Consider the following 23,189-nt stretch of genomic DNA (forward strand, 5'->3'; position numbering starts at 1 on the left):
TTGTGGCCAGCCCGGCAGGCTTCCTCATTTCCCTGACGTGAGGATTGACCATGTTAACCATCTATCGCACTACCCTGTTCGTCCTGTCTTTGACCGTTATTTTGCCCCTGAAGGCCGCCACTGCCGTGACCGGCTATCTGAGTGCAGAGCAACGGCAAATCGCCACGCTGTTGCCGCCGCCACCTTCAACGGATACGCCGCAGAATCGGGCGGATCTGCAGGCGGTGCTGGCCATTCAGGCTAACCGCACGGCGGAACAAATCGCCAAAGCCAAGCGGGATGACCACCTGGAAGACGCCGCCTTCCCCTTCGCCCGCGAGATCTTCGGCCCGACCTTTACCGTCGATCGCCATCCGCTCACCGCCGCCCTGTTCCGCCGGGTCTATCAGGACTTTGAACAAAGCCTGATGCCCGCCAAGGCCTTCTATGGCCGCCCGCGCCCCTATGAGGCCGACAGCCGCGTGAAACCGCTGCTGCCGCCGCCGGAAGGCGATTCCTACCCTAGCGGACACGCGATGGACAGCTACCTGACGGCGCTCCTGTTGGCGCAGATGGTGCCGGAAAAACGCAGCGCGCTGTTTGAGCGGGCGGCAAGCAATGCGCAAAGCCGGGTGATTGCCGGCGTTCACTACCCGAGCGATCTTGAAGGCGGCAAGTTGGCGGCGACGGCGCTCGCCGCACGACTGCTGGCGAATCCGCAGCTGCAGGCCGATCTGCAGCGCGCCCGCGTGGAGGTGCGCGCCAACCTGCAGTTATAACGTCGGTGAATAATGCAGGGCGGCATCCAGCGCGCTGCCCTGCCCGCCGTATTGCTGCAGATAAGCGCCCACCGCCTGCATGCCGCGCCAGCGGTTTTCGCACCACAGCGGCGCCAGCAGCGTAGGCCGACGGGCGCTGGCGGACAGGCGGTGATACACCACCTCGCCCGGCGTGTGGCGGATCATCTCCCCGGCGCTGACGGCGTAATCTTCCAGCGCCAGTTCGGACAAGCGCCCGGCGCGCCACGCGCGGGCCAGGGTGCTGCCGGTAACGACGTGCAGCGGATGCAGCTTGATGCCATCCACGCCGCTCTCCACCACCCGCTGCAGCGTGAGCAGATGATCGCGCTGGGTTTCTCCCGGCAGCCCGACGATCAGATGGCAGCACACCTTCAGCCCGCGCTGCCGAGCCCGTTGCGCGGTCTGCTGATAGCAGCGGAAATCATGGCCGCGGTTGATGCGTTTGAGCGTTTTATCGTGCGCCGTCTGCAGCCCCAGTTCCAGCCACACTTCATAACCCTCTTCGCGATACCCCGTCAGCAGATCCAATGCGGCGGACGGCACGCAGTCCGGGCGAGTGCCGACGCACAGGCCGACCATGTCGCTCTGCGCCAACGCCTGCCGATACATCGACGCCAGCAGTTCGACCTCCGCATAGGTGCTGGTATAGGCCTGAAAATAGGCCAGATAGCGCCGCGCCCGGTCGACCCGCGCGGCCTGCTGCGCCAGCTGTTCGGCGATACTTTGCCGCTGCATCGCCTCATCGGCGAATGAAGCGACGTTGCAAAACGTACAGCCGCCGCGCCCCAACGTGCCGTCGCGGTTAGGGCAGCTGAATCCGCCGTGCAGCGTGAGTTTATGGATCTTTTCGCCATAGCGGCGCTGGAGATCTGCGCCAAACATATTGACTAATTGCGGCAACTGCATAATCTTGGTGATTCTCTGTGTTCAAAGCCGCGATGCTAATAAGAAACGGCTTTTCCCGCGATGACAGAGATCAACGCTTTCCCCGCAAGGTGCCACCAGGCATAACTATTCATCATAAACGCAAATCAATTCACTATAATTCTGATGAATTATTCTAATCGTCACGCAACCGTTAACGGCAATATGACAACACGGTGAAAAATAGTCATAAACATCAACCAAGCAATATCTTATAGAATAAAACTCTGCCATTAACCCCCGCACTAGCATGGTGCAGAGATTAAGGGGTTGCACTATAGTGAGACAGCTCACACTTCTGCGGGGATCGGCGTTGCCCCACGATAGTGCAAAAATGCATTAAACACCTTATTTTTCAAATAAATAAATACCATAAATTCGATAAGAATCTATCTTAAGCCCACATTTGACCTGCGAATTCTTTCTCGCTAAGTTGGAAGTCCGCTGGAAGCTTTCTGGACGGGCAAACGTCTCGTCATATTTATGCAGTAATTGAAGACTCCCTCTTAAAACAAGTCCTATACCACTTGTGAGACCGTCACGAGAGGCCATTGATGGAGGGCGGAAAAGCAGATTGGCGGGGTTAACTTGCTGATTGGACTTCTGCCTGAAATTGGGAAGCCCCCTCGCAGTAGGTTGTGAGAGTCACGCAGAGCCTGGGGAGGTTCACGATATGTTGTACGATAAATCCCAAGAGAGGGACAACTGTGGTTTCGGCCTGATCGCCCACATAGAAGGCGAACCTAGCCACAAGGTGGTGCGCACCGCCATTCACGCGCTGGCCCGCATGCAGCACCGCGGCGCGATCCTGGCCGACGGCAAGACCGGCGACGGCTGCGGCCTGTTGCTGCAAAAACCCGATCGCTTCTTCCGCATGGTGGCGGAAGAGCGCGGCTGGCGTTTGGCCAAGAACTACGCCGTCGGCATGATGTTCCTCAGCCAGAATGAAGAGGAAGCGCGCCTCAGCCGCCGCATCGTGGAAGAAGAGCTGCAAAACGAAACGCTGTCGATCGTCGGCTGGCGCGAAGTGCCGACCAACCCGGACGTGCTGGGTGAAATCGCCCTCTCCTCCCTGCCGCGCATCGAGCAAATCTTCGTTAACGCCCCCGCCGGCTGGCGCCCGCGCGATATGGAGCGCCGCCTGTTCGTGGCGCGCCGCCGCATCGAGAAACGCGTGCAGGACAACAGCTTCTACGTCTGCAGCTTCTCCAATCTGGTGACGATCTATAAAGGCCTGTGCATGCCTGCGGATCTACCGCGCTTCTATCTCGATCTGGCGGACCTGCGCCTGGAATCGGCCATTTGCCTGTTCCACCAGCGCTTCTCCACCAACACTGTGCCGCGCTGGCCGCTGGCGCAGCCGTTCCGCTACCTGGCGCACAACGGCGAAATCAACACCATCACCGGCAACCGCCAATGGGCGCGTGCCCGTACCTACAAATTCCAAACGCCGCTGATCCCGGATCTGCAGGCCGCCGCGCCGTTCGTCAACGAAACCGGCTCCGACTCCAGCTCGCTGGACAACATGCTGGAGCTGCTGCTGGCGGGCGGGATGGATCTCATCCGCGCCATGCGCCTGCTGGTGCCGCCGGCCTGGCAGAACAACCCGGACATGGACGGCGATCTGCGCGCCTTCTTCGACTTCAACTCGATGCACATGGAGCCGTGGGACGGCCCGGCCGGCATCGTGATGTCCGACGGCCGCTACGCCGCCTGTAACCTCGATCGCAACGGCCTGCGCCCAGCGCGCTATGTGATCACCAAAGACAAGCTGATCACCTGCGCCTCCGAAGTCGGCATCTGGGATTACCAGCCGGATGAAGTGGTGGAAAAAGGCCGCGTCGGCCCCGGCGAGCTGATGGTGATCGACACCCGCAGCGGCCGCATCCTGCACTCGGCGGAAACCGACAACGATCTGAAAAGCCGCCACCCGTATAAAGAGTGGATGGAGAAAAACGTCAAACGTCTGGTGCCGTTCGAAGATCTGCCGGACGATCAGGTCGGCAGCCGCGAACTCGACGACGCACAGCTCGAAACCTACCAGAAACAGTTCGGCTACAGCAGCGAAGAGCTGGATCAGGTGATCCGCGTGCTGGGCGAGATCGGCCAGGAAGCCACCGGTTCGATGGGCGACGATACCCCGTTCGCCGTGCTCTCCAGCCGGCCGCGCATCGTTTACGACTATTTCCGCCAGCAGTTCGCGCAGGTCACCAACCCGCCGATCGATCCGCTGCGCGAAGCGCACGTCATGTCGCTGGCCACCAGCATCGGCCGTGAAATGAACGTGTTCTGCGAAGCCGAAGGCCAGGCGCACCGCCTGAGCTTCAAATCGCCGATCCTGCTGTACTCCGATTTCAAACAGCTCACCACGCTGGAAGGCGAATACTATCGCGCCGAGACGCTCGATCTGACCTTCGATCCGCAGCAGCAGGATCTGGAGCAGACCATTCGCGCCCTGTGCGACGAAGCGGAACGCAAGGTGCGCGAAGGCGCGGTGCTGTTGGTGCTGTCCGACCGCGCCATCGCGCCCGGCCGCCTGCCGGTCCCGGCCCCGATGGCCGTTGGCGCCGTGCAAACCCGCCTGGTAGAGAAAAGCCTGCGCTGCGACGCCAACCTGATTGTTGAAACCGCCAGCGCCCGCGATCCGCACCACTTCGCCGTGCTGCTCGGCTTCGGCGCGACCGCCATCTACCCGTACCTGGCCTATGAAACCCTGGCCAAGCTGGTGGACAGCCAGGCGATCGACAAGAAATACCGCGACGTGATGCTGAACTACCGCAACGGCATCAATAAAGGCCTGTACAAGATCATGTCCAAAATGGGCATCTCGACCATCGCCTCTTACCGCTGCTCCAAGCTGTTCGAAGCGGTCGGCCTGCATCGCGATCTGGCGGATCTGTGCTTCCAGGGCGTGGTCAGCCGCATCGGCGGCGCCAGCTTCAGCGACTTCCAGCAGGATCTGCAGAACCTTTCCAAGCGCGCCTGGCTGAAACGCAAGCCGCTGGAGCAAGGCGGCCTGCTGAAATTCGTGCACGGCGGCGAATACCACGCCTACAACCCGGACGTGGTGAACTCGCTGCAAAAAGCGGTGCACAGCGGGGAATACAGCGACTATCAGGCCTACGCCAAGCTGGTAAACGAGCGGCCGGTCGCCATGCTGCGCGATCTGCTGGCCATCACGCCGAAAGGCGAACCGATCCCGGTCGATCAGGTTGAACCGGCGGAGTCGCTGTTCAAACGCTTCGACACCGCGGCGATGTCGATCGGCGCACTGAGCCCGGAAGCGCACGAGTCGCTGGCGATCGCCATGAACGGCCTCGGCGGCTTCTCCAACTCCGGCGAAGGCGGCGAAGATCCGGCGCGCTACCGCACCAACAAGGTGTCGCGCATCAAACAGGTGGCCTCCGGCCGCTTCGGCGTGACGCCGGCCTACCTGGTGAACGCCGACGTGATCCAGATTAAGGTGGCGCAGGGCGCCAAACCGGGCGAAGGCGGCCAGCTGCCGGGCGACAAGGTCACTCCGTACATCGCCAGACTGCGTTACTCGGTGCCGGGCGTAACGCTGATCTCCCCGCCGCCGCACCACGACATCTACTCGATCGAAGATCTGGCGCAGCTGATCTTCGACCTGAAGCAGGTCAACCCGAAAGCGGTGATCTCGGTGAAACTGGTTTCCGAGCCGGGCGTCGGCACCATCGCCACCGGCGTGGCAAAAGCCTATGCCGATCTCATCACCATCGCCGGTTACGACGGCGGCACCGGCGCCAGCCCGCTGTCCTCGGTGAAATACGCCGGCTGTCCGTGGGAGCTGGGCCTGGTGGAAACCCAGCAGGCGCTGGTGGCCAACGGCCTGCGCCACAAGATCCGCCTGCAGGTGGACGGCGGCCTGAAAACCGGCGTCGACATCGTCAAGGCGGCGATCCTGGGCGCGGAAAGCTTCGGCTTCGGCACCGGGCCGATGGTGGCGCTGGGCTGTAAATACCTGCGCATCTGCCACCTCAACAACTGCGCGACCGGCGTTGCGACTCAGGACGACAAACTGCGCCGCGATCACTACCACGGCCTGCCGGAACGCGTGACGAATTACTTCCAGTTTATCGCGCGTGAAACCCGCGAGATCATGGCGCAGCTGGGCGTGAGCCAGCTGGTGGATCTGATCGGCCGCACCGAGTTCCTGACCGAGCTGGACGGCATCTCCGCCAAGCAGAACAAGCTGGATCTGGCGCCGCTGCTGAAAACCGCCACGCCGCATCCGGGCAAAGCGGTGTACTGCACCGAAAGCAGCAACCCGGCGTTCGACAAGGGCTTGCTGAACAAAGAGCTGCTGGCGCAGGCGCAGCCGCATATCGAAGCGAAGCAGGGTAAAACCTTCTACTTCGACATTCGCAACACCGACCGCTCCGTGGGCGCCATGCTGTCCGGCGCAATCGCCGACGTGCACGGCGATCAGGGCATGGCGGCCGATCCGATCAAGGCGCACTTCTCCGGCACCGCCGGGCAGAGCTTCGGCGTCTGGAACGCCGGCGGCGTCGAGCTGACCCTGACCGGCGACGCCAACGACTATGTCGGCAAAGGCATGGCCGGCGGCAGCATCGCGGTGCGTCCGCCGATCGGCTCCGCCTTCCGCAGCCATGAAGCCAGCATCGTCGGCAACACCTGCCTGTACGGCGCCACCGGCGGCAAGCTGTTCGCCGCCGGCCGCGCGGGCGAACGCTTCGCGGTGCGCAACTCCGGCGCCATCACCGTGGTGGAAGGCATCGGCGACAACGGCTGCGAATACATGACCGGCGGCATCGTCTGCGTGCTGGGTAAAACCGGCATCAACTTCGGTGCGGGCATGACCGGCGGCTTCGCCTACGTGCTGGACGAAGACGGCGAGTTCCGCAAGCGCGTGAACCCGGAGCTGGTGGAAGTGCTGGATGTCGATCAGCTGGCGATCCATGAGGAGCACCTGCGCGGCCTGATCACCGAACACGTGCAGGCGACCGGCTCTTCCCGCGCGGAAGAGATCCTGGCCAACTGGCCGGAATGGGCGCCGAAGTTCGCCCTGGTCAAACCGAAGTCCAGCGATGTCAAAGCGCTGTTGGGTCACCGTAGCCGTTCCGCAGCCGAGCTGCGGGTGCAGGCGCAGTAAGAGGTAGGTCATTAATGAGCCAGAACGTTTATCAATTTATCGACCTGCAGCGTGTTGATCCGCCAAAGAAACCGCTGAAGATCCGCAAAATCGAGTTCGTCGAGATCTACGAACCGTTTTCGGAAACCCAGGCCAAGGCCCAGGCGGACCGCTGTCTGTCCTGCGGCAACCCGTATTGCGAGTGGAAGTGCCCGGTGCACAACTACATCCCGAACTGGCTGAAGCTGGCCAACGAAGGCCGCATCATGGAAGCGGCGGACCTGGCGCATCAGACCAACAGCCTGCCGGAAGTGTGCGGCCGCGTGTGCCCACAGGATCGCCTGTGCGAAGGCTCCTGCACCCTGAACGACGAGTTCGGCGCGGTCACCATCGGCAATATCGAGCGCTACATCAGCGATAAGGCCATCGAAATGGGCTGGAAGCCGGACATGTCACACGTGCAGCCGACCGGCAAGCGCGTGGCGATCGTCGGCGCCGGCCCCGCCGGGCTGGCCTGCGCCGACGTGCTGACCCGCAACGGCGTCAAAGCGGTGGTGTATGACCGTCATCCTGAGATCGGCGGCCTGCTGACCTTCGGCATCCCGGCCTTCAAGCTGGAAAAGGAAGTGATGGTCAAACGCCGCGGCATTTTCAGCGAGATGGGCATCGAGTTCCAGCTGAACACCGAAGTGGGCAAAGACGTCAGCATGGAGACCTTGCTGAGCGAGTACGATGCGGTATTCCTCGGCGTCGGCACCTATCAGTCGATGCGCGGCGGCCTGGAGAACGAGGAAGCGCAGGGCGTGTACGACGCGCTGCCGTTCCTGATCGCCAACACCAAGCAGCTGATGGGGTATGAAGCCGATCAGCACGAGCCTTACGTCAGCATGGAGGGCAAGCGGGTGGTGGTGCTGGGCGGCGGCGATACCGCCATGGACTGCGTGCGTACCTCGGTGCGCCAGGGCGCGACGCAGGTCATCTGCGCCTACCGCCGCGACGAAGCCAACATGCCGGGCTCCAAGCGCGAAGTGAAGAACGCCCGGGAAGAAGGGGTGGACTTCCAGTTCAACCTGCAGCCGCTGAGCATCGAACTGAACAGCGCCGGCCGCGTGGCCGGGGTGAAAATGGTGCGCACCCAGCTGGGCGCGCCGGATGCCAACGGCCGTCAGGCGGCGGAGCAGGTACCGGGTTCCGAACACGTGATCGACGCGGACGCGGTGGTGATGGCGTTCGGCTTCCGCCCGCACCGCATGGACTGGCTGGCGGCGCACGACGTGCAGCTCGATAAACAGGGCCGCATCCTGGCGCCGGAGGGCAGCGACAACGCGTTCCAGACCAGCAACCCGAAAATTTTCGCCGGCGGCGACGCGGTGCGCGGCTCCGACCTGGTGGTGACAGCGATTGCCGAAGGCCGCAAAGCGGCAGATGGCATCATGAACTACCTGGAAGTGTAAACCTTCCGTACCATCGGAGGCCCGGCATATTGCCGGGCCTCCGTTTTTAGCCTGCCACGCTTTGTCACTCCTCCCCCTCTCCTCACCGTCTCAACGCGCTATAGTATTGAGTTGGCACCATTGCGGGGCGCGGCTGCGCCTGACACCGAGATAAGGATAGCGAACATGAAATGCTCCATTTCCCTGTTGGCCGGCGCGCTGCTGGCCGTCAGTTTCAGCGCTTCAGCCATGGCGCTGGATTCGCAGGAGGTTGGTTACAATATCGAAGCGCGCGGCGCGCGGCCGGTCGTGGCTCAGTTAGGCAAGGCCGGGCAGTTCAACGCCGTGGAAAACAGCATCCGGCTGGGGGACGACAATTGGATTGCCCTAGCGCCCAAGCTGGCCGGCGGCGGCAATGCCGGCTTTACCGCCGGCATCAAATCGGCCCTTTCTGCCGCCCTGATCTACAATCCGGCGGCGGTGTTGCAGGCGCTCAACAAAGGCAACGATCTGCCGCTCAATGACATTTGCACCGCGCCGCCGGAAGTGCAAGGCGACACCGCCGTCACCAGTTTCCGCCAGCGCGCAACCCGCGCCTTGTCCACCGTGCGCGTAGGCGATCTCAGCGCGCCACGCGATGCCTGCATTGCCGCCTTGAAAGGCTGATTCATTTCTGCCGGGCAAAAAAAAAGCACCCCATGAGGTGCTTTTTCGTTTGTTCGCGCGGGCTTATTTCACCACGCGCAGCGCCGGGCGGCCACCGCGCGGCGGCTGCGGCGGTTCGTCGTCCGGGCCGTTGTCTTCCGCGGTGTCCGGGCGATCGCCGTCGATCACCGACATCAGCGTTTCCGAAGGGATCGTCTCATTGTCCAGGCCTTCGAACACGCCTTCGCTCTCGTCGTAGGCGGCTTCCGGTTCGAACATCGTGCCGGCACCGTTTTCACGCGCATAGATCGCCAACACGGCGGCCATCGGCACCGAAACCTGACGCGGCACGCCGCCGAAGCGCGCGTTGAACTGCACGTCTTCGTTACCCAACGCCAGGTTGCCTACCGCCCGCGGCGCGATATTCAGCACTATCTGGCCGTCACGCGCGAACTCCATCGGCACCTGCACGTCCGGGCGAGTCACGTCGACCACCAGGTGCGGCGTCAGCTGGTTATCCAGCAGCCAGTCGTAGAACGCCCGCAGCAGATACGGGCGACGCGGCGTCATCTGAGACATGTCCATCGCGCTTAGCCCCGGGTCTGCAGGCGCATTTCACGCTCGGCTTCGGTCAGGGAAGCCAGGAAGGCGTCGCGTTCGAAGACGCGGGTCATGTAGCCTTTCAGCTCTTTGGAGCCGGCACCGCTCAATTCGATGCCCAGCTGCGGCAGACGCCACAACAGCGGCGCCAGGTAGCAATCCACCAGGCTGAACTCTTCGCTCATGAAATACGGCGTCTGACCAAAGATCGGCGCGATCGCCAGCAGCTCTTCACGCAGTTGGCGACGGGCGGATTCCGCTTCCTGGCCGCTGCTCTTCTCGATCTTGTCCATCAGCGAGTACCAGTTCTTCTCGATGCGCAGCATCATCAGACGGCTCTCGCCACGGGCAACCGGGTAAACCGGCATCAGCGGCGGGTGCGGGAAACGCTCATCCAGGTATTCCATGATGATGCGGGATTCATACAGGGTCAGTTCGCGATCGACCAGCGTAGGCACCGTCTGGTAAGGGTTGAGGTCAATCAGATCTTGCGGCAGGTTATCCATTTCGACCTGCTCGATCTCGACGCTGACACCTTTCTCCGCCAGTACGATGCGTACTTGATGGCTAAAAATGTCGGTCGGGCCAGAGAACAGCGTCATTACCGAACGTTTGTTGGCAGCGACAGCCATGAAAACCTCCAAGTTATCTAGAAAATACTGCGAATAGCCAACTGACAGGCTGCTATCCTGAATAATCTTGCCGCAGGCCGGCAGCACGCAGCGCGACCCGAGCCCATGAAAAACCGGCCCAGGGGATCAACTGCACGGCGAACAGGCGCAAAAGTGGGTGATAGTTTACCAGATTTTGCTTGTTTTGTGGGGGCGGTGCGGCGAATTCATGTTGAATTGTCTGATATGCCACAGATTTTAGTCGGGGATGGCGGATTTCAGGCATAAAAAAACCCGGTGAAGCACCGGGTTTTTTGCGTAAATCGCACTGCCGAAGCAGCGAAAATTAACGCTTGGAGAACTGCGGACGACGACGTGCTTTACGCAGACCGACTTTCTTACGTTCAACCTGACGAGCGTCACGGGTGACGAAGCCAGCTTTACGCAGTTCAGAACGCAGAGTCTCATCGTATTCCATCAGTGCACGGGTGATACCGTGACGGATAGCGCCAGCTTGACCGGAGATACCACCACCTTTAACGGTGATGTACAGATCCAGTTTGCCAACCATGTCGACCAGTTCCAGCGGCTGACGAACTACCATGCGGGCAGTTTCGCGACCGAAGTACTGTTCCAGGCTGCGCTGGTTGATAACGATGTTACCGTTGCCCGGCTTGATGAAGACGCGAGCGGCGGAGCTTTTGCGGCGACCAGTGCCGTAGTATTGATTTTCAGCCATTGCCATTAATCCCGATTAAATGTCCAGAACTTGCGGTTGCTGTGCCGCGTGATTGTGCTCGGTGCCCGCGTAAACTTTCAGTTTACGGAACATAGCACGACCCAGCGGGCCCTTTGGCAGCATGCCTTTAACCGCGATTTCAATCACGCGCTCAGGACGGCGGGCAATCATCTCTTCAAAGGTCGCTTGCTTGATACCACCGATGTGGCCGGTGTGGTGGTAGTACACTTTGTCTGTACGCTTGTTGCCGGTTACAGCAACTTTGTCAGCGTTCAGAACGATGATGTAATCACCGGTATCCACGTGCGGGGTGTATTCCGCTTTATGCTTGCCGCGCAGGCGACGAGCCAGTTCAGTAGCGAGACGGCCTAAAGTTTTACCATCTGCATCAACAACGTACCAGTCGCGTTTTACGGTTTCTGGTTTAGCTGTAAAAGTTTTCATTAGAAAGCTTACCCAATAATTAGTTACACGTTGGTGAACACCCAAACGCTCGAAAACAGTTGAGGCTCACACGACCATACAAGTCCAGCAAACCTACCCCTTCGAATAGCCATTGCCGGCACTATAAAGTTTTTGGGAAAAAAAACTTTGTTGTAACGTGGGGTCGCAAGATTATAGAGAAGTCGCTCACAAAGATCGAACGGTTTTTGAATGGAAAATAAATTTATCGCCGGCGGCAGGCAACCGGCGATAGGCCCGGCGGACTCAGGGCAGATGCGGCAGCTTGAGGTACTCTTCGCTCTGCATTTCCTGCAGGCGCGACAGGCAGCGCTGGTACTCGAACTTAAGCCGTTCCCCCTGGTAGATCTCGAACATCGACGCCTCGGCGCCGATCACCAGCTTGACGTGCCGCTCGTAGAATTCGTCCACCAGCGCCAGGAAACGGCGCGCGGTATTCTCTTTCAGCGGCCCCATCACCTGCACATTATACAGGATCACGCTGTGATACAGCCGCGACAGCGCAATGTAATCCAGCTGGCTGCGCGCCTCTTCGCACAGCGTGTGGAAATCCACCGCCAGCACGCCGTCCACCGAACGAATGGCCTGCAGCGGCCGATGGTTGATCTGCAGCACCGGCGCCTCCTCCCCCGCCTTGCCCGCCAGTTTGACGAACATCCGATCCAGGGTCGCGCGCGTCTGGTCGTTCAGCGGCGTCAGATAGAGGTGAGCCTGGGTCAGGGTGCGCAGACGATAGTCGATGCCGGCGTCGACGTTCATCACGTCGCAGAACTCGTTGATCAGATCGATAGCCGGCAGGAAACGCGCCCGCTGCAGGCCGTTGCGATACAGATCGTCCGGCGGGATGTTTGACGTAGCCACCAGCGTGATGCCGCGGGCGAACAGCGCCTGCAGCAGCGTGGCCAGCAGCATGGCGTCGGTGATGTCGGACACGAAGAATTCGTCGAAGCACAATACGTCGGTTTCGGCCTTGAAGCCGTCGGCGACAATGTCCAGTGGGTTTTCCCGCCCTTGCAGCTCGGTCAGCTCTTCATGCACCCGCAGCATGAAGCGGTGGAAGTGCAGACGCATTTTGCGATCGCCCGGCAGGCTGTGGAAGAACATGTCCATCAACCAGGTTTTGCCGCGCCCGACGCCGCCCCACATATACAGCCCCTGCACCGGGCGCTGCGGCGCCGTTTCGCCGCCTTTGCCCAGCAAACGGCTGAGCTTGCCGCGCAGCCCGCCGGCCGGCGCGCTCGCCGCCGGTTTTTGCAGCAAGGCCTGATAAATGCGATCCAGTTGAGTGACGGCCCGGCGTTGAACCTCATCGGCCTGATATTCCCCCGCCTCCAGCGCCTGCTGGTAGCGAGATAACGGTGATAGTGCCTGCATCTGTTCGATGTTCCCTAAGAACGCTTAGAAATTATTTAGCCAACGTTGGCGGCAAGTTGATGCCGATTCGCACCGTTATCGCCACAAATGCCCGCTGCGGGCGCCGCTGAAAACCCTGTAAACACTGGGTGGAAGCGCATCAGGATTCCACTCTGACAAGGTTAACGGTTATAGTGGATATTATTAAGTGAAAAATCCCTGCGGAACAACGAAGTCAAAATAGGAGTCATCATGACCTGGGAGTATGCGCTGATTGGTTTGGTCGTCGGTATCGTGATTGGTGCGGTGGCGATGCGTTTTGGCAACCGTAAATTACGTCAACAACAAGTCCTGCAGAACGAGCTGGACAAGAGCAAAACCGAGCTGGAAGAGTACCGTCAGGAGCTGGTCGGTCACTTTGCCCGCAGCGCCGAGCTGCTGGACAACATGGCGCGCGATTATCGTCAGCTGTATCAGCATATGGCGAAAAGCTCCAACAACCTGCTGCCGGATCTGCCGATGCAGGAGAACCCGTTCCGCTATCGCCTGACCGAAGCGGAAGCGGACAACGATCAGGCGCCGGTGGAAATGCCGCGCGACTATTCTGAAGGGGCCTCCGGCCTGCTGCGCGGCCAAAGCGCGCGCCGCGACTGATATCCCTTCTTCACCCGCGGGGCCACCCGCGGGTTTAACCCCGTTTGTGCCTTATTGACCTTCCTTCGCATTACCTTTACTGAACTTTGCACGCAAATTCACGGTCTTACCCTTCACTATGACAAGGTGATTGCCTTATCATCAAATTTTCATCGGCAGGTATTGAGAGAGTTATCATCAATGAAGAAAAAGTCGTTAATTCTTAGTGCATTGGCAATGAGCCTCGGCCTGGCGCTCAGCGCCGCACCGGTGGCCAACGCGGCCCTGCCCGTCGCCGTTCAGGGGCAGCCGCTGCCGAGCCTGGCGCCGATGCTGGAAAAAGTCTTGCCCGCCGTCGTGAGCGTGCATGTCGCCGGCACCCAGGTGCAGCGTCAACAGCTGCCGGAAGAGTTCAGACGCTTCTTCGGCCCCAATTTCCCCGGTCAGCAGCAGAGCTCTCGCCCGTTTGAAGGGCTGGGCTCCGGCGTCATCATCGACGCTGCCAAAGGCTACGTGCTGACCAACAACCACGTCATCAACAACGCCGATAAAATCCGCGTGCAGTTGAACGACGGCCGCGAACTGGACGCCAAACTGGTCGGCCGCGATGAGCAATCCGACATCGCCCTGCTGCAGCTCAGCGACACCAAAAACCTGACCGCCATCAAGATGGCCGATTCCGATCAGCTGCGCGTCGGCGACTTCGCCGTGGCGGTCGGCAACCCGTTTGGCCTGGGCCAAACCGCCACCTCCGGCATCATCTCGGCATTGGGCCGCACCGGCCTGAATCTGGAAGGGCTGGAAAACTTCATTCAGACCGACGCCTCGATCAACCGCGGCAACTCCGGCGGCGCGTTGGTTAACCTGAACGGCGAGCTGATCGGCATCAATACCGCCATTCTGGCGCCGAGCGGCGGCAACGTCGGCATCGGCTTCGCCATTCCGAGCAATATGGCGCAGAACCTGAGCCAGCAGCTGATCGAATTCGGCGAAGTGAAACGCGGCCTGCTCGGCATCAAGGGCAGTGAAATGACCCCGGACATGGCCAAAGCCTTCAACACCGACGCGCAGCGCGGCGCCTTCGTCAGCGAAGTGCTGCCGAAATCCGCCGCCGCCAAGGCCGGCATCAAAGCCGGGGATATTCTGGTTTCCGTCGACGGCAAGCCGGTGAACAGCTTCGCCGAACTGCGCGCCAAGGTCGGCACCACCGCGCCGGGCAAAACCCTCAAGGTGGGCCTGCTGCGCGACGGCAAACCGCAGGAAGTCTCGGTCACGCTGGACAACAGCGAGAGCGCCTCGACCAATGCCGAAACGCTGTCGCCGGCGCTGCAGGGGGTTTCCCTCAGCAACGGCGCGCTACCGAGCGGCGACAAGGGCGTGAAGGTGGAGAACGTGGATAAAGGCTCGACGGCGGCGCAAATCGGCCTGCAAAAAGGCGACGTGATCATCGGCGTCAACCGCCAGCGCGTGGACAGCATCACCGCGCTGCGCAAGGTGCTGGAAGCCAAACCACCGGTGATGGCGCTCAATATCGTGCGCGGTAACGAAACCATTTATCTGCTGCTGCGTTAATTTGTGCAAAAACCGGGCTCGGTGACATACTGCGCCCGGTTAACTCATGCTATCCTCCGAACATCGTTCACCACACCACGAAAACTCCATGTTTGCTAAGCTCTTGCGTTCTGTCGTTATCGGTCTCATCGTTGCCGGCCTGCTGTTGGCCGCTCTGCCCGTGCTGCGCTCTTCCAACGGCCTGTTTGCAGAGAAAACCGAGAATACCAGCGACGAAACGCCGGTGAGCTACAACAAAGCGGTGCGCCGCGCCGCGCCCGCCGTGGTGAACATCTACAACCGCAACCTGAACGGCGCCGCCAACGTGCTGTCGCTCGGTTCCGGCGTGATCATGAACGAACGCGGCTATATCATCACCAACCGCCACGTGATCAAAGACGCTCAGCAGATCACCGTGGTGTTGCAGGATGGCCGCCGCTACGAAGCGCTGCTGGTCGGCTCCGACGGCCTGACCGATTTGGCGGTGCTGAAGATCGATCCCGGCAACCTGCCGGTGATCCCGACCAATAAAAATCGCGTTGCCCACGTCGGCGACGTGGTGCTGGCAATCGGCAACCCGTACAACCTGGGGCAGACCGTGACTCAGGGCATCCTCAGCGCCACCGGGCGCATCAGTATGAGCACCACCGGCCGGCAGACATTCCTGCAGACCGATGCCTCAATCAACCGCGGCAACTCCGGCGGCGCGCTGGTCAACTCGCTGGGCGAGCTGATCGGCATCAATACCCTGACCTATGACAAAATCACCGACGGCGAAACGCCGGAAGGCCTCGGCTTCGCCATTCCGATCGAACTGGCTACCAAAATCATGGACAAGCTGATCCGCGACGGCCGCGTTATCCGCGGCTATTTCGGCATTCAGGGTAAGGAGATCATTCCGCTGCGTTCCTCCAATTCCGGCATCGATCGCCTGCAGGGCATCATCGTGACCGAAATCACGCCGAACGGCCCGGCGAGCAGCGCCGGTTTCCAGATCAACGACATCATCATCAACGTGGATAACAAACCGGCGGTGTCCGTGCTGGAGACCATGGATCAGGTGGCGGAGATCAGGCCGGGCACCGAGATACCGGTTATCGTGCTGCGCGACGGCAAACGCATTACGTTGAAAATGACGGTGGGCGAATTCCCGGAAGACAACAATTAAAAAAGGGCCGGCATTGATAGCCGGCCCTTTGATTTTCATCCTGCCGACGCAGCCGCGCCGGCGCTAATGACTTACTCGCCTTTCACGCGCTCGATGTTAGCACCCAGCGCGCGCAGCTTGTCTTCAATACGCTCATAGCCGCGATCGATGTGGTAGATGCGATCGACGACGGTCACGCCGTCGGCGATGCAGCCGGCGATCACCAGGCTGGCGGAAGCGCGCAGATCGGTCGCCATCACCTGAGCGCCGGACAGTTGCTCAACGCCGTGGCAGATCACGGTGTTGCTCTCGATTTCCGCGTGCGCGCCCATGCGGATCAGTTCCGGCACGTGCATGAAGCGGTTTTCGAAGATGGTCTCGGTGATGACGCCGGTGCCTTCCGCCACCAGGTTCAGCAGGCTGAACTGGGCCTGCATGTCGGTCGGGAAGCCCGGGTGCGGCGCGGTGCGCACGGTGACCGCTTTCGGGCGTTTGCCGTGCATGTCCAGGCTGATCCAGTCCTCGCCCACTTCGATATCGGCACCGGCTTCGCGCAGCTTGGCCAGCACCGCATCCAGCGTGTCCGGACGAGTGTTGCGGCACATCACTTTGCCGCCGGAAACCGCGGCGGCGATCAGGAAGGTGCCGGTTTCGATGCGGTCAGGCAGCACGCGGTACACGCCGCCGCCCAGGCGCTCGACGCCCTCGATGGTGATCTTGTCGCTGCCGGCGCCGCTGATCTTCGCGCCCAGCGTATTGAGGAAGTTGGCGGTATCGACAATTTCTGGCTCACGCGCGGCGTTCTCGATAACGGTGGTGCCGGTCGCCAGGGTCGCGGCGCTCATGATGGTCACGGTCGCGCCCACGCTCACCTTGTCCATGACGATGTGTGCGCCCTTCAGGCGGCCCTCGACGGACGCCTTGACGTAGCCTTCTTCCAGCTTGATCTCGGCACCCAGCTGCTCGAGGCCGGTGATGTGCAGATCGACCGGACGCGCGCCGATCGCACAGCCGCCCGGCAGGGAAACCTGACCGCGGCCGAAACGCGCCACCAGCGGCCCCAGCGCCCAGATGGAAGCGCGCATGGTTTTCACCAGATCGTAAGGAGCGCAGAACTCGTTCACGCCGCTGGCGTCCACGAAGACCGAACCGTTGCGCTCAATCTTGGTACCCAACTGGTTGAGTAGTTTAATGGTGGTGTCGATGTCCTTCAGTTTGGGGACATTCTGCAGCTCGACCGGCTCTTCCGCCAACAGGGCGGCGAACAGGATCGGCAGGGCGGCGTTTTTGGCCCCGGAAATAGACACTTCACCGCTCAGGCGAGTCCGACCCTGCACACGAAATTTATCCATCTGACTACTCTCTGTTATCTAATCTGAAGCTGCCCGCCCGGCAGGGCAAACAGCCTTAAAATCCGTTGAGTTTGCGGTCTCGCTGCCACTCTTCAGGGGTGTACGCCTTGATAGACAAGGCATGAATGCGGTTGTCCGCAATGTATTCCATCAGCGGTGCGTAAACCGTCTGCTGTTTTTTGACGCGGCTCATGCCGGCGAACAATTCGCCGACCACGATCGCCTGAAAATGGCTGCCGTCGCCCGTCACATGTACTTCATCCAGTGCCAATGCCTGCATCAGCACGTCTTTAATCTCGTTGGTTTCCATAGTATCCAGTTCTGCCGCTAAAGGATCATAAACAGCCTAGTATCTTAGTGGAATACGATGTTTTCTTAAACTAAAGAAAAAGCCCCTGCATAACAGGGGCTTTGTATCGTTTTACCACGTAAGGGCGGCGTAAAACGCCGCTAACCGGCGGTATCGACAGGCATTATCGCCTGCAGGTTGTAGAGCGCAATCAGCGTTTTCAGGCGCTCGGTGGCCCCGAAAATTTTCAGCGCGACGCCGCGCTCGCGCTGCTCTTCCTGCAGATGCAGCAACAGCGCCAGCCCGGCGGAGTCTACGCGCTGCAGTTGCGCCACGTCGATCGCGGTTTTATCCGCCATCAGCGCGTCGCGCTGCCGCCACAGCGGCTGCAGCGTTTCCCGGTCCAGTTCACCGCGCAGGATCAGCGTCTGCTGCTCTGATTCGAAGCTGAGCGCTGCCGACATCAGTTTTTCTTGTCCAGCGTGATAGGCTGCGCGGCGGCGGCCTGCAGCTGTTTGGTCAGGCCGTCGATGCCCTGAGTACGCAGCGTGGACGCCCACTCGTTCTGCTTGGTGGTGATCATGCTGACGCCTTCGGCGATCATGTCATAGGCCTGCCAATAGCCGGTTTTGCTGTTCTTGCGCCATTGGAAATCCAGACGCACCGGCGGGCGGCCGCCGTTGTCGATGATGGTGACGCGAATGGCCACGATGTCGGCATTGCCCAGCGGCTGTTCAGGCGCGATCTGATAAGTCTGGCCGTGGTACATCGCCAGCGCCTGGCCGTAAGCCTGCTCCAGGTAAGCCTGGAAGGCGGTGAAGTAAGCTTCGCGCTGTGCAGGCGTCGCCTCTTTATAGTAACGGCCCAGCACCAGCGCGCCGGCGTATTTCACCTGCACGAACGGCATCAGTTCCTGATGCACGATGGAGCGCAGGTAGTTCGGGTCCTGCTTGATCTTCGGCTGTTCATTCTTCAAACGGCTGAAGGTCTTCTGCGCCGCTTCTTGCATCATGCTGTAAGGATTGGTTTGGTCGGCTGCGCTCGCCAGCGGTGCAACCACCAGCAGAGCCACCATCAGTAAACGTTTAAACATGCAGGTATCCCCTCTTAATGATTTGGAACAGCGGGTTGCGGTGCGGCACCGGCAGCCGGCTCAGCGGCCGCGTCTCCCGGTTTGGCGCTGTCCTGACCGCCGCTTTTATACAGGAACTGGCCGATCAGGTCTTCCAGAACCATGGCTGATTTGGTGTCCTGAATGGTGCCACCGTCTTTCAGGATGGCGGTGCCCATATCAGGATCTTCGAAGCCCACGTTAAGCGCCAGATATTGCTCGCCCAGCAGGCCGGAGGTGCGGATCGCCAGCGAGCTGGTATCCGGGATTTGGTCGTACTTTTTCTGGATATCCAGCGCCACGCGCGGCGTGTAGGTTTTCGAATCGAGTTCGATGTCCGCCACGCGGCCGATCACCACGCCGCCAATCTTCACCGGCGAACGCGGTTTCAGGCCGCCGATGTTGTCGAACGTCGCGTAAATGCGGTAGGTCGGCTCGCTGCCGATCGATTTAAGGTTCGCCACCTGCAGGCAGATAAACACGATGGCGCACAGCGCGATCAGCATAAATGCCCCAACCCAGATTTCACTCTTCTTCGTTTGCATCGAATCAATTCCCAAACATCAGTGCTGTCAGCACGAAATCCAATCCCAACACCGCCAGTGACGAATGCACCACGGTACGCGTCGTCGCCCGGCTAATCCCTTCAGAGGTAGGCACGGCGTCGTACCCGTTGAAAATGGCAATCCAGGTTACGGTAATGGCGAATACCACGCTTTTGATCAGGCAGTTGAGCAGATCTTTTTTCCACTCTACGGCGCCCTGCATCGCCGACCAGAAGAAGCCGCTGTCGATGCCCTTCCAGTCCACGCCGACCACCGAGCCGCCCCAGATGCCGATCGCCACGAAAATGATGGTCAACAGCGGCATGCTGATCAGCCCCGCCCAGAAACGCGGCGCCACGATGCGCCGCAGCGGATCGACCGCCATCATCTCCAGGCTGGAGATCTGCTCCGTCGCCTTCATCAGGCCGATTTCCGCCGTCAGCGCGGAACCGGCGCGGCCGGCGAACAGCAGCGCCGTCACCACCGGCCCCAGCTCGCGCAGCAGCGACAGCGCCACCATCATGCCGAGGCTGGCCTCGGCGCTGTAGGTGGTGAGCACGATATAGCCCTGCAGGCCCAGCACCATGCCGATGAACAGCCCGGAGACCATGATGATCAGCAGCGACTGCACGCCGACGCTGTAGAGCTGTTTCAACAACAGCGGCCACTGCTTGCCGGGTTCCGGCCGGCCAATCAACGCGTTGAACAGCATCAACCCGGCGCGGCCGAAGCTGGCGCTGGTGTTGATGCCACTGCGCCCCAACGACGCTAACGCTCTTAATAACATGAGCTTATTTACTCCCTAAGCCTAGCAGTTCGGTCTGATAATCCCCGGCCGGATAGCGGAACGGCACCGGCCCATCCGCTATACCATCCAGAAACTGGCGCACGCGCGCATCAGGATTGTTCTGCAATTGCTGCGTGGTGCCTTCGGCGATCACCCGGTGATCGGCCACGATGTAGGCGTAGTCGGCGATGCTGAGCACCTCCGGCACGTCGTGCGACACCACGATGCAGGTAATGCCCAGCGCATGGTTCAGCTCGTCGATCAGCTTGACCAGCACCCCCATGGTGATCGGATCCTGGCCGACGAAAGGTTCGTCGAACATGATCATCTCAGGGTCCAGCGCGATCGCGCGCGCCAACGCCGCCCGGCGCGCCATGCCGCCGGAAAGCTCATTGGGCATCAGCTGGGCCGCGCCGCGCAGCCCCACCGCTTCCAGCTTCATCAGCACCGTGCTGCGCAGCAGGGGTTCAGGCAGGTTGCTGTGCTCGCGCAGCGGGTAGGCCACGTTTTCGAACACGGTCAAATCGGTGAACAGCGCGCCCGACTGGAACAGCATGCTCATCTTTTTGCGCGCGTCGTATAACTGACGGCGGGACAACGCGGGAATGTTGTCGCCGTCGAACCAAATCTCCCCGCTGTCCGGCGCCAGCTGGCCGCCTATCAGGCGCAGCAGCGTGGTTTTGCCGATGCCCGATGGCCCCATGATCGCCGTGACCTTACCGCGAGGCACCGTCAGGTTGATGTCTTCAAATATCCGTCGGTCGCCGCGCGAGAAGCTCATGTCGCGCACTTCGACCAAATTATCTGCCTTTTGGAGCATGTTAATGGACCCTTTACGACTCATCTTTTGCTGAATCTACCCGTGATGTTAAAGCAATGGGCGCAATCCGTCTCATCTTTACAAAAACTTACTGCCATTTCGCAACCAATGGTGCCATTGGTTTTACTTTTCCGCGCCACCCGGTCAAAATTGGCGCCATAACGAAAAAAAACGAAACTGTTCAACTATTAGCCGGGAAAAACCGTTGCTGCGGCTCATGCGCGCGCAACGGAGGGCAAGCAATACCGCCGCATTGACGGCTTTAACCAACGAACCGGGATAATACCCGACAAAGGACCCTGCATGTTTCTCGCGATAGCATTATTAATCGTTGGTTTATTTCTACTGGTGTATGGTGCAGACCGCTTAGTTTATGGTGCTGCCGTGATTTCCCGCTCGCTCGGCGTCCCGCCGTTGATCATCGGCATGACCATCGTCGGCATCGGCACTTCGCTGCCGGAGCTGATCGTGTCCACCACCGCCGCGCTGAACGGGCAGATAGATATGGCCGTTGGCAACGTATTAGGTTCCAACATCACCAACATCTTATTGATCCTGGGTGTGGCGGCGCTGATTCACCCGCTGGCCGCGCGTTCCGAGATACTGCGGCGCGAACTGCCGTTGATGTTAGCGGTCACAGTATTGTGCGGTTTCGTGTTGATGGACGGCACCCTGAGCAGGCTGGACGGCGTGCTGCTGCTGGCCGCCGCCGCCGGCTTCATCCTGCTGATGCTGAAAATCGCCCGGCTGGCGCAGCGCGAGGGCAGCGACAGCCTGACCATGGAGCAGATCGCCGAGCTGCCGCAGGACAGCAGCAACACCGTGGCGGTGCTGTGGCTGGTGCTGGCGTTTATCATTCTGCCGCTCTCTTCCAGAATGGTGGTCGATAACGCGACGGTGATTGCGCACTATTTCGGCCTGAGCGAACTGGTGGTCGGCTTGACCATTATTGCCATCGGCACCAGCCTGCCCGAATTGGCTACCTCCATCGCCGGGGCGCTGAAGGGCGAGGATGATATGGCGATTGGAAATATCATCGGCTCCAATATTTTCAACACGGTGATCGTGCTGGGCGTCCCCGCCCTGCTGTCGCCGGGCAGCGTAGACGCCGCCGCCTTCCAGCGCGATTACTGGGTGATGCTGGCGGCCAGCGTGCTGCTGAGCGTACTGTGCATCGGCCGCAAGCATCGCATCGGTCACCTGGCGGGCGCTCTGTTATTATGTGGCTTTATTGCGTATCTTGCGGTGCTGTTCTTTAACCCTTTCAGTACTTTCGGCTAAACCGACGGGAATGAGTATGTCGAACATTGAGTTGCAACCGGGCTTCGATTTTCAGCAGGCCGGCAAAGAAGTGCTTCAGATAGAGCGTGAAGGGCTGGCTCAGCTCGACAGCTACATCAACGCAGACTTCACCCGCGCCTGCGAAACGATCGCCGCCTGCGGCGGCAAAGTGGTGGTGATGGGCATGGGCAAATCCGGCCATATCGGCTGCAAGATCGCCGCGACCTTCGCCAGCACCGGCACCCCCTCATTCTTCGTTCACCCGGCGGAGGCCAGCCATGGCGATTTGGGCATGGTCACCCCACAGGACATCGTGCTCGCCATCTCCAACTCCGGCGAGTCCAGCGAGATCCTGGCGCTGATCCCGGTATTGAAACGCCAGCAGATCACCCTCATCTGTATGACCAACAATCCGGAAAGCTCGATGGGCAAGGCGGCGGATATCCACCTGTGCATCAAGGTGCCGCAGGAAGCCTGCCCGCTGGGGCTGGCGCCGACCACCAGCACCACCGCCACGCTGGTGATGGGCGATGCGCTGGCCGTCGCGCTGCTGAAGGCGCGCGGTTTCACGCAGGAAGATTTCGCGCTGTCGCATCCGGGCGGCGCACTCGGCCGCAAACTGCTGCTGCGGGTTAGCGATATCATGCACAGCGGCGACGAAATGCCCCACGTCAGCGCCGACGCCTCACTGCGCGACGCGCTGCTGGAAATTACCCGCAAAAATCTGGGCCTGACGGTTGTCTGCGACGATTTGATGAAAATCGCCGGCATCTTCACCGACGGCGACCTGCGCCGGGTGTTCGACATGGGCATCAACCTGCACGAGGCGAAGATCGCCGATGTCATGACGCCGGGCGGCGTACGGGTGCGCCCCAACATCCTGGCGGTCGATGCATTGAACCTGATGCAACAACGCCACATCACCGCGCTGCTGGTTGCCGATGGCGACCAGTTGCTGGGTGTGGTACATATGCATGACATGCTGCGCGCCGGCGTCGTTTAATTAAGGAATAG

22 protein-coding genes are annotated in these 23,189 nt (G+C 60.6%); 9 read left to right on the plus strand and 13 right to left on the minus strand.

Translation table 11 applies throughout. From position 1 onward, the window contains the following. Positions 1-50 precede the first annotated feature (50 nt). Positions 51-758, plus strand: coding sequence for a phosphatase PAP2 family protein (locus SSARUM2_RS21315; protein WP_033649004.1), 708 nt, complete (start codon positions 51-53; stop codon positions 756-758). Here the strand turns inward: SSARUM2_RS21315 and SSARUM2_RS21320 are convergent. Further along, positions 753-1,685: a TIGR01212 family radical SAM protein gene (locus tag SSARUM2_RS21320; protein WP_049212947.1), complete on the minus strand. Its 933-nt coding sequence runs from the start codon at positions 1,683-1,685 to the stop codon at positions 753-755. The two genes, SSARUM2_RS21315 and SSARUM2_RS21320, sit on opposite strands and share 6 nt — an antisense overlap. A 691-nt stretch (positions 1,686-2,376) precedes the next feature. Between SSARUM2_RS21320 and gltB the strand changes: the two genes are divergently transcribed. The 3 genes from gltB to SSARUM2_RS21335 all read left to right on the plus strand — a co-directional run bounded on the left by gltB (position 2,377) and on the right by SSARUM2_RS21335 (position 8,915). Next, positions 2,377-6,837, plus strand: a complete 4,461-nt coding sequence (gene gltB, locus SSARUM2_RS21325; protein ID WP_039569401.1) for a glutamate synthase large subunit — start codon at positions 2,377-2,379, stop codon at positions 6,835-6,837. A gap of 14 nt (positions 6,838-6,851) precedes the next feature. Further along, positions 6,852-8,270, plus strand: a complete 1,419-nt coding sequence (locus SSARUM2_RS21330; protein ID WP_033649001.1) for a glutamate synthase small subunit — start codon at positions 6,852-6,854, stop codon at positions 8,268-8,270. Positions 8,271-8,435: 165 nt separating this feature from the next. Next, positions 8,436-8,915, plus strand: a complete 480-nt coding sequence (locus tag SSARUM2_RS21335) for a hypothetical protein (RefSeq protein ID WP_033649000.1) — start codon at positions 8,436-8,438, stop codon at positions 8,913-8,915. 63 nt (positions 8,916-8,978) lie between these two features. On the opposite strand, the gene sspB is transcribed toward SSARUM2_RS21335, so the two are convergent. The 5 genes from sspB to zapE form a co-directional block, all read right to left on the minus strand. Next, the gene (sspB, locus tag SSARUM2_RS21340; protein ID WP_004937084.1) at positions 8,979-9,479 is read right to left on the minus strand and encodes a ClpXP protease specificity-enhancing factor; all 501 of its coding nucleotides are present in this window, start codon (positions 9,477-9,479) and stop codon (positions 8,979-8,981) included. A gap of 5 nt (positions 9,480-9,484) precedes the next feature. After that, positions 9,485-10,126 (minus strand): stringent starvation protein SspA, encoded by a 642-nt coding sequence (gene sspA / locus SSARUM2_RS21345; RefSeq protein ID WP_025304366.1) that lies wholly within the window; start codon positions 10,124-10,126, stop codon positions 9,485-9,487. A gap of 325 nt (positions 10,127-10,451) precedes the next feature. Further along, positions 10,452-10,844 (minus strand): 30S ribosomal protein S9, encoded by a 393-nt coding sequence (rpsI, locus tag SSARUM2_RS21350; protein WP_004937080.1) that lies wholly within the window; start codon positions 10,842-10,844, stop codon positions 10,452-10,454. Positions 10,845-10,859: 15 nt separating this feature from the next. Further along, the gene (gene rplM, locus SSARUM2_RS21355) at positions 10,860-11,288 is read right to left on the minus strand and encodes a 50S ribosomal protein L13 (protein ID WP_004937079.1); all 429 of its coding nucleotides are present in this window, start codon (positions 11,286-11,288) and stop codon (positions 10,860-10,862) included. A 264-nt stretch (positions 11,289-11,552) separates the two neighbouring features. Beyond that, entirely contained in the window at positions 11,553-12,680 is a 1,128-nt protein-coding gene (gene zapE, locus SSARUM2_RS21360) for a cell division protein ZapE (RefSeq protein WP_033648999.1), read from the minus strand. Positions 12,681-12,911: 231 nt separating this feature from the next. On the opposite strand from zapE, the gene zapG reads away from it, so the two are divergent. From zapG to degS, 3 genes are all read left to right on the plus strand, one after another. After that, positions 12,912-13,313 (plus strand): Z-ring associated protein ZapG, encoded by a 402-nt coding sequence (gene zapG, locus SSARUM2_RS21365; protein ID WP_004937074.1) that lies wholly within the window; start codon positions 12,912-12,914, stop codon positions 13,311-13,313. 180 nt (positions 13,314-13,493) lie between these two features. Next, positions 13,494-14,864 carry a serine endoprotease DegQ gene (gene degQ / locus SSARUM2_RS21370; protein WP_033636125.1) on the plus strand — a complete coding sequence of 457 codons (1,371 nt, stop codon included), beginning with the start codon at positions 13,494-13,496 and terminating at the stop codon, positions 14,862-14,864. Positions 14,865-14,952: 88 nt separating this feature from the next. Beyond that, entirely contained in the window at positions 14,953-16,011 is a 1,059-nt protein-coding gene (gene degS / locus SSARUM2_RS21375) for an outer membrane-stress sensor serine endopeptidase DegS (RefSeq protein ID WP_033636127.1), read from the plus strand. A 71-nt stretch (positions 16,012-16,082) separates the two neighbouring features. Here the strand turns inward: degS and murA are convergent, their stop codons facing one another. From murA to mlaF, 7 genes are all read right to left on the minus strand, one after another. Next, positions 16,083-17,342 carry a UDP-N-acetylglucosamine 1-carboxyvinyltransferase gene (gene murA / locus SSARUM2_RS21380; RefSeq protein WP_004937068.1) on the minus strand — a complete coding sequence of 420 codons (1,260 nt, stop codon included), beginning with the start codon at positions 17,340-17,342 and terminating at the stop codon, positions 16,083-16,085. Between the two features lie 55 nt (positions 17,343-17,397). Next, positions 17,398-17,652: a BolA family iron metabolism protein IbaG gene (gene ibaG, locus SSARUM2_RS21385; RefSeq protein ID WP_004937066.1), complete on the minus strand. Its 255-nt coding sequence runs from the start codon at positions 17,650-17,652 to the stop codon at positions 17,398-17,400. A 140-nt stretch (positions 17,653-17,792) separates the two neighbouring features. Continuing rightward, entirely contained in the window at positions 17,793-18,095 is a 303-nt protein-coding gene (mlaB, locus tag SSARUM2_RS21390; RefSeq protein WP_016930202.1) for a lipid asymmetry maintenance protein MlaB, read from the minus strand. Beyond that, entirely contained in the window at positions 18,095-18,724 is a 630-nt protein-coding gene (mlaC, locus tag SSARUM2_RS21395; protein ID WP_033636128.1) for a phospholipid-binding protein MlaC, read from the minus strand. Before mlaC ends, mlaB begins: the two co-directional genes overlap by 1 nt. A 14-nt stretch (positions 18,725-18,738) precedes the next feature. Next, a complete protein-coding gene (gene mlaD / locus SSARUM2_RS21400) occupies positions 18,739-19,287 on the minus strand; it encodes an outer membrane lipid asymmetry maintenance protein MlaD (protein WP_033636129.1) in 549 nt (182 codons plus the stop codon). 4 nt (positions 19,288-19,291) lie between these two features. Next, positions 19,292-20,074, minus strand: a complete 783-nt coding sequence (gene mlaE, locus SSARUM2_RS21405) for a lipid asymmetry maintenance ABC transporter permease subunit MlaE (protein WP_004937059.1) — start codon at positions 20,072-20,074, stop codon at positions 19,292-19,294. 4 nt (positions 20,075-20,078) lie between these two features. Continuing rightward, a complete protein-coding gene (mlaF, locus tag SSARUM2_RS21410) occupies positions 20,079-20,894 on the minus strand; it encodes a phospholipid ABC transporter ATP-binding protein MlaF (protein WP_028127533.1) in 816 nt (271 codons plus the stop codon). Positions 20,895-21,197: 303 nt separating this feature from the next. Here mlaF and SSARUM2_RS21415 point away from each other — a divergent pair, with 303 nt between their 5' ends. Together SSARUM2_RS21415 and kdsD are read left to right on the plus strand one after the other, a co-directional pair. Next, positions 21,198-22,175, plus strand: coding sequence for a calcium/sodium antiporter (locus SSARUM2_RS21415; RefSeq protein WP_025160120.1), 978 nt, complete (start codon positions 21,198-21,200; stop codon positions 22,173-22,175). A gap of 16 nt (positions 22,176-22,191) precedes the next feature. After that, positions 22,192-23,178 carry an arabinose-5-phosphate isomerase KdsD gene (gene kdsD, locus SSARUM2_RS21420; protein ID WP_033648998.1) on the plus strand — a complete coding sequence of 329 codons (987 nt, stop codon included), beginning with the start codon at positions 22,192-22,194 and terminating at the stop codon, positions 23,176-23,178. Positions 23,179-23,189 lie beyond the last annotated feature (11 nt).

Origin of the sequence: Serratia sp. K-E0102 (assembly GCF_029962625.1) — a bacterium.
In the GTDB taxonomy this organism is placed as follows: Bacteria; Pseudomonadota; Gammaproteobacteria; order Enterobacterales; family Enterobacteriaceae; genus Serratia; species Serratia sarumanii.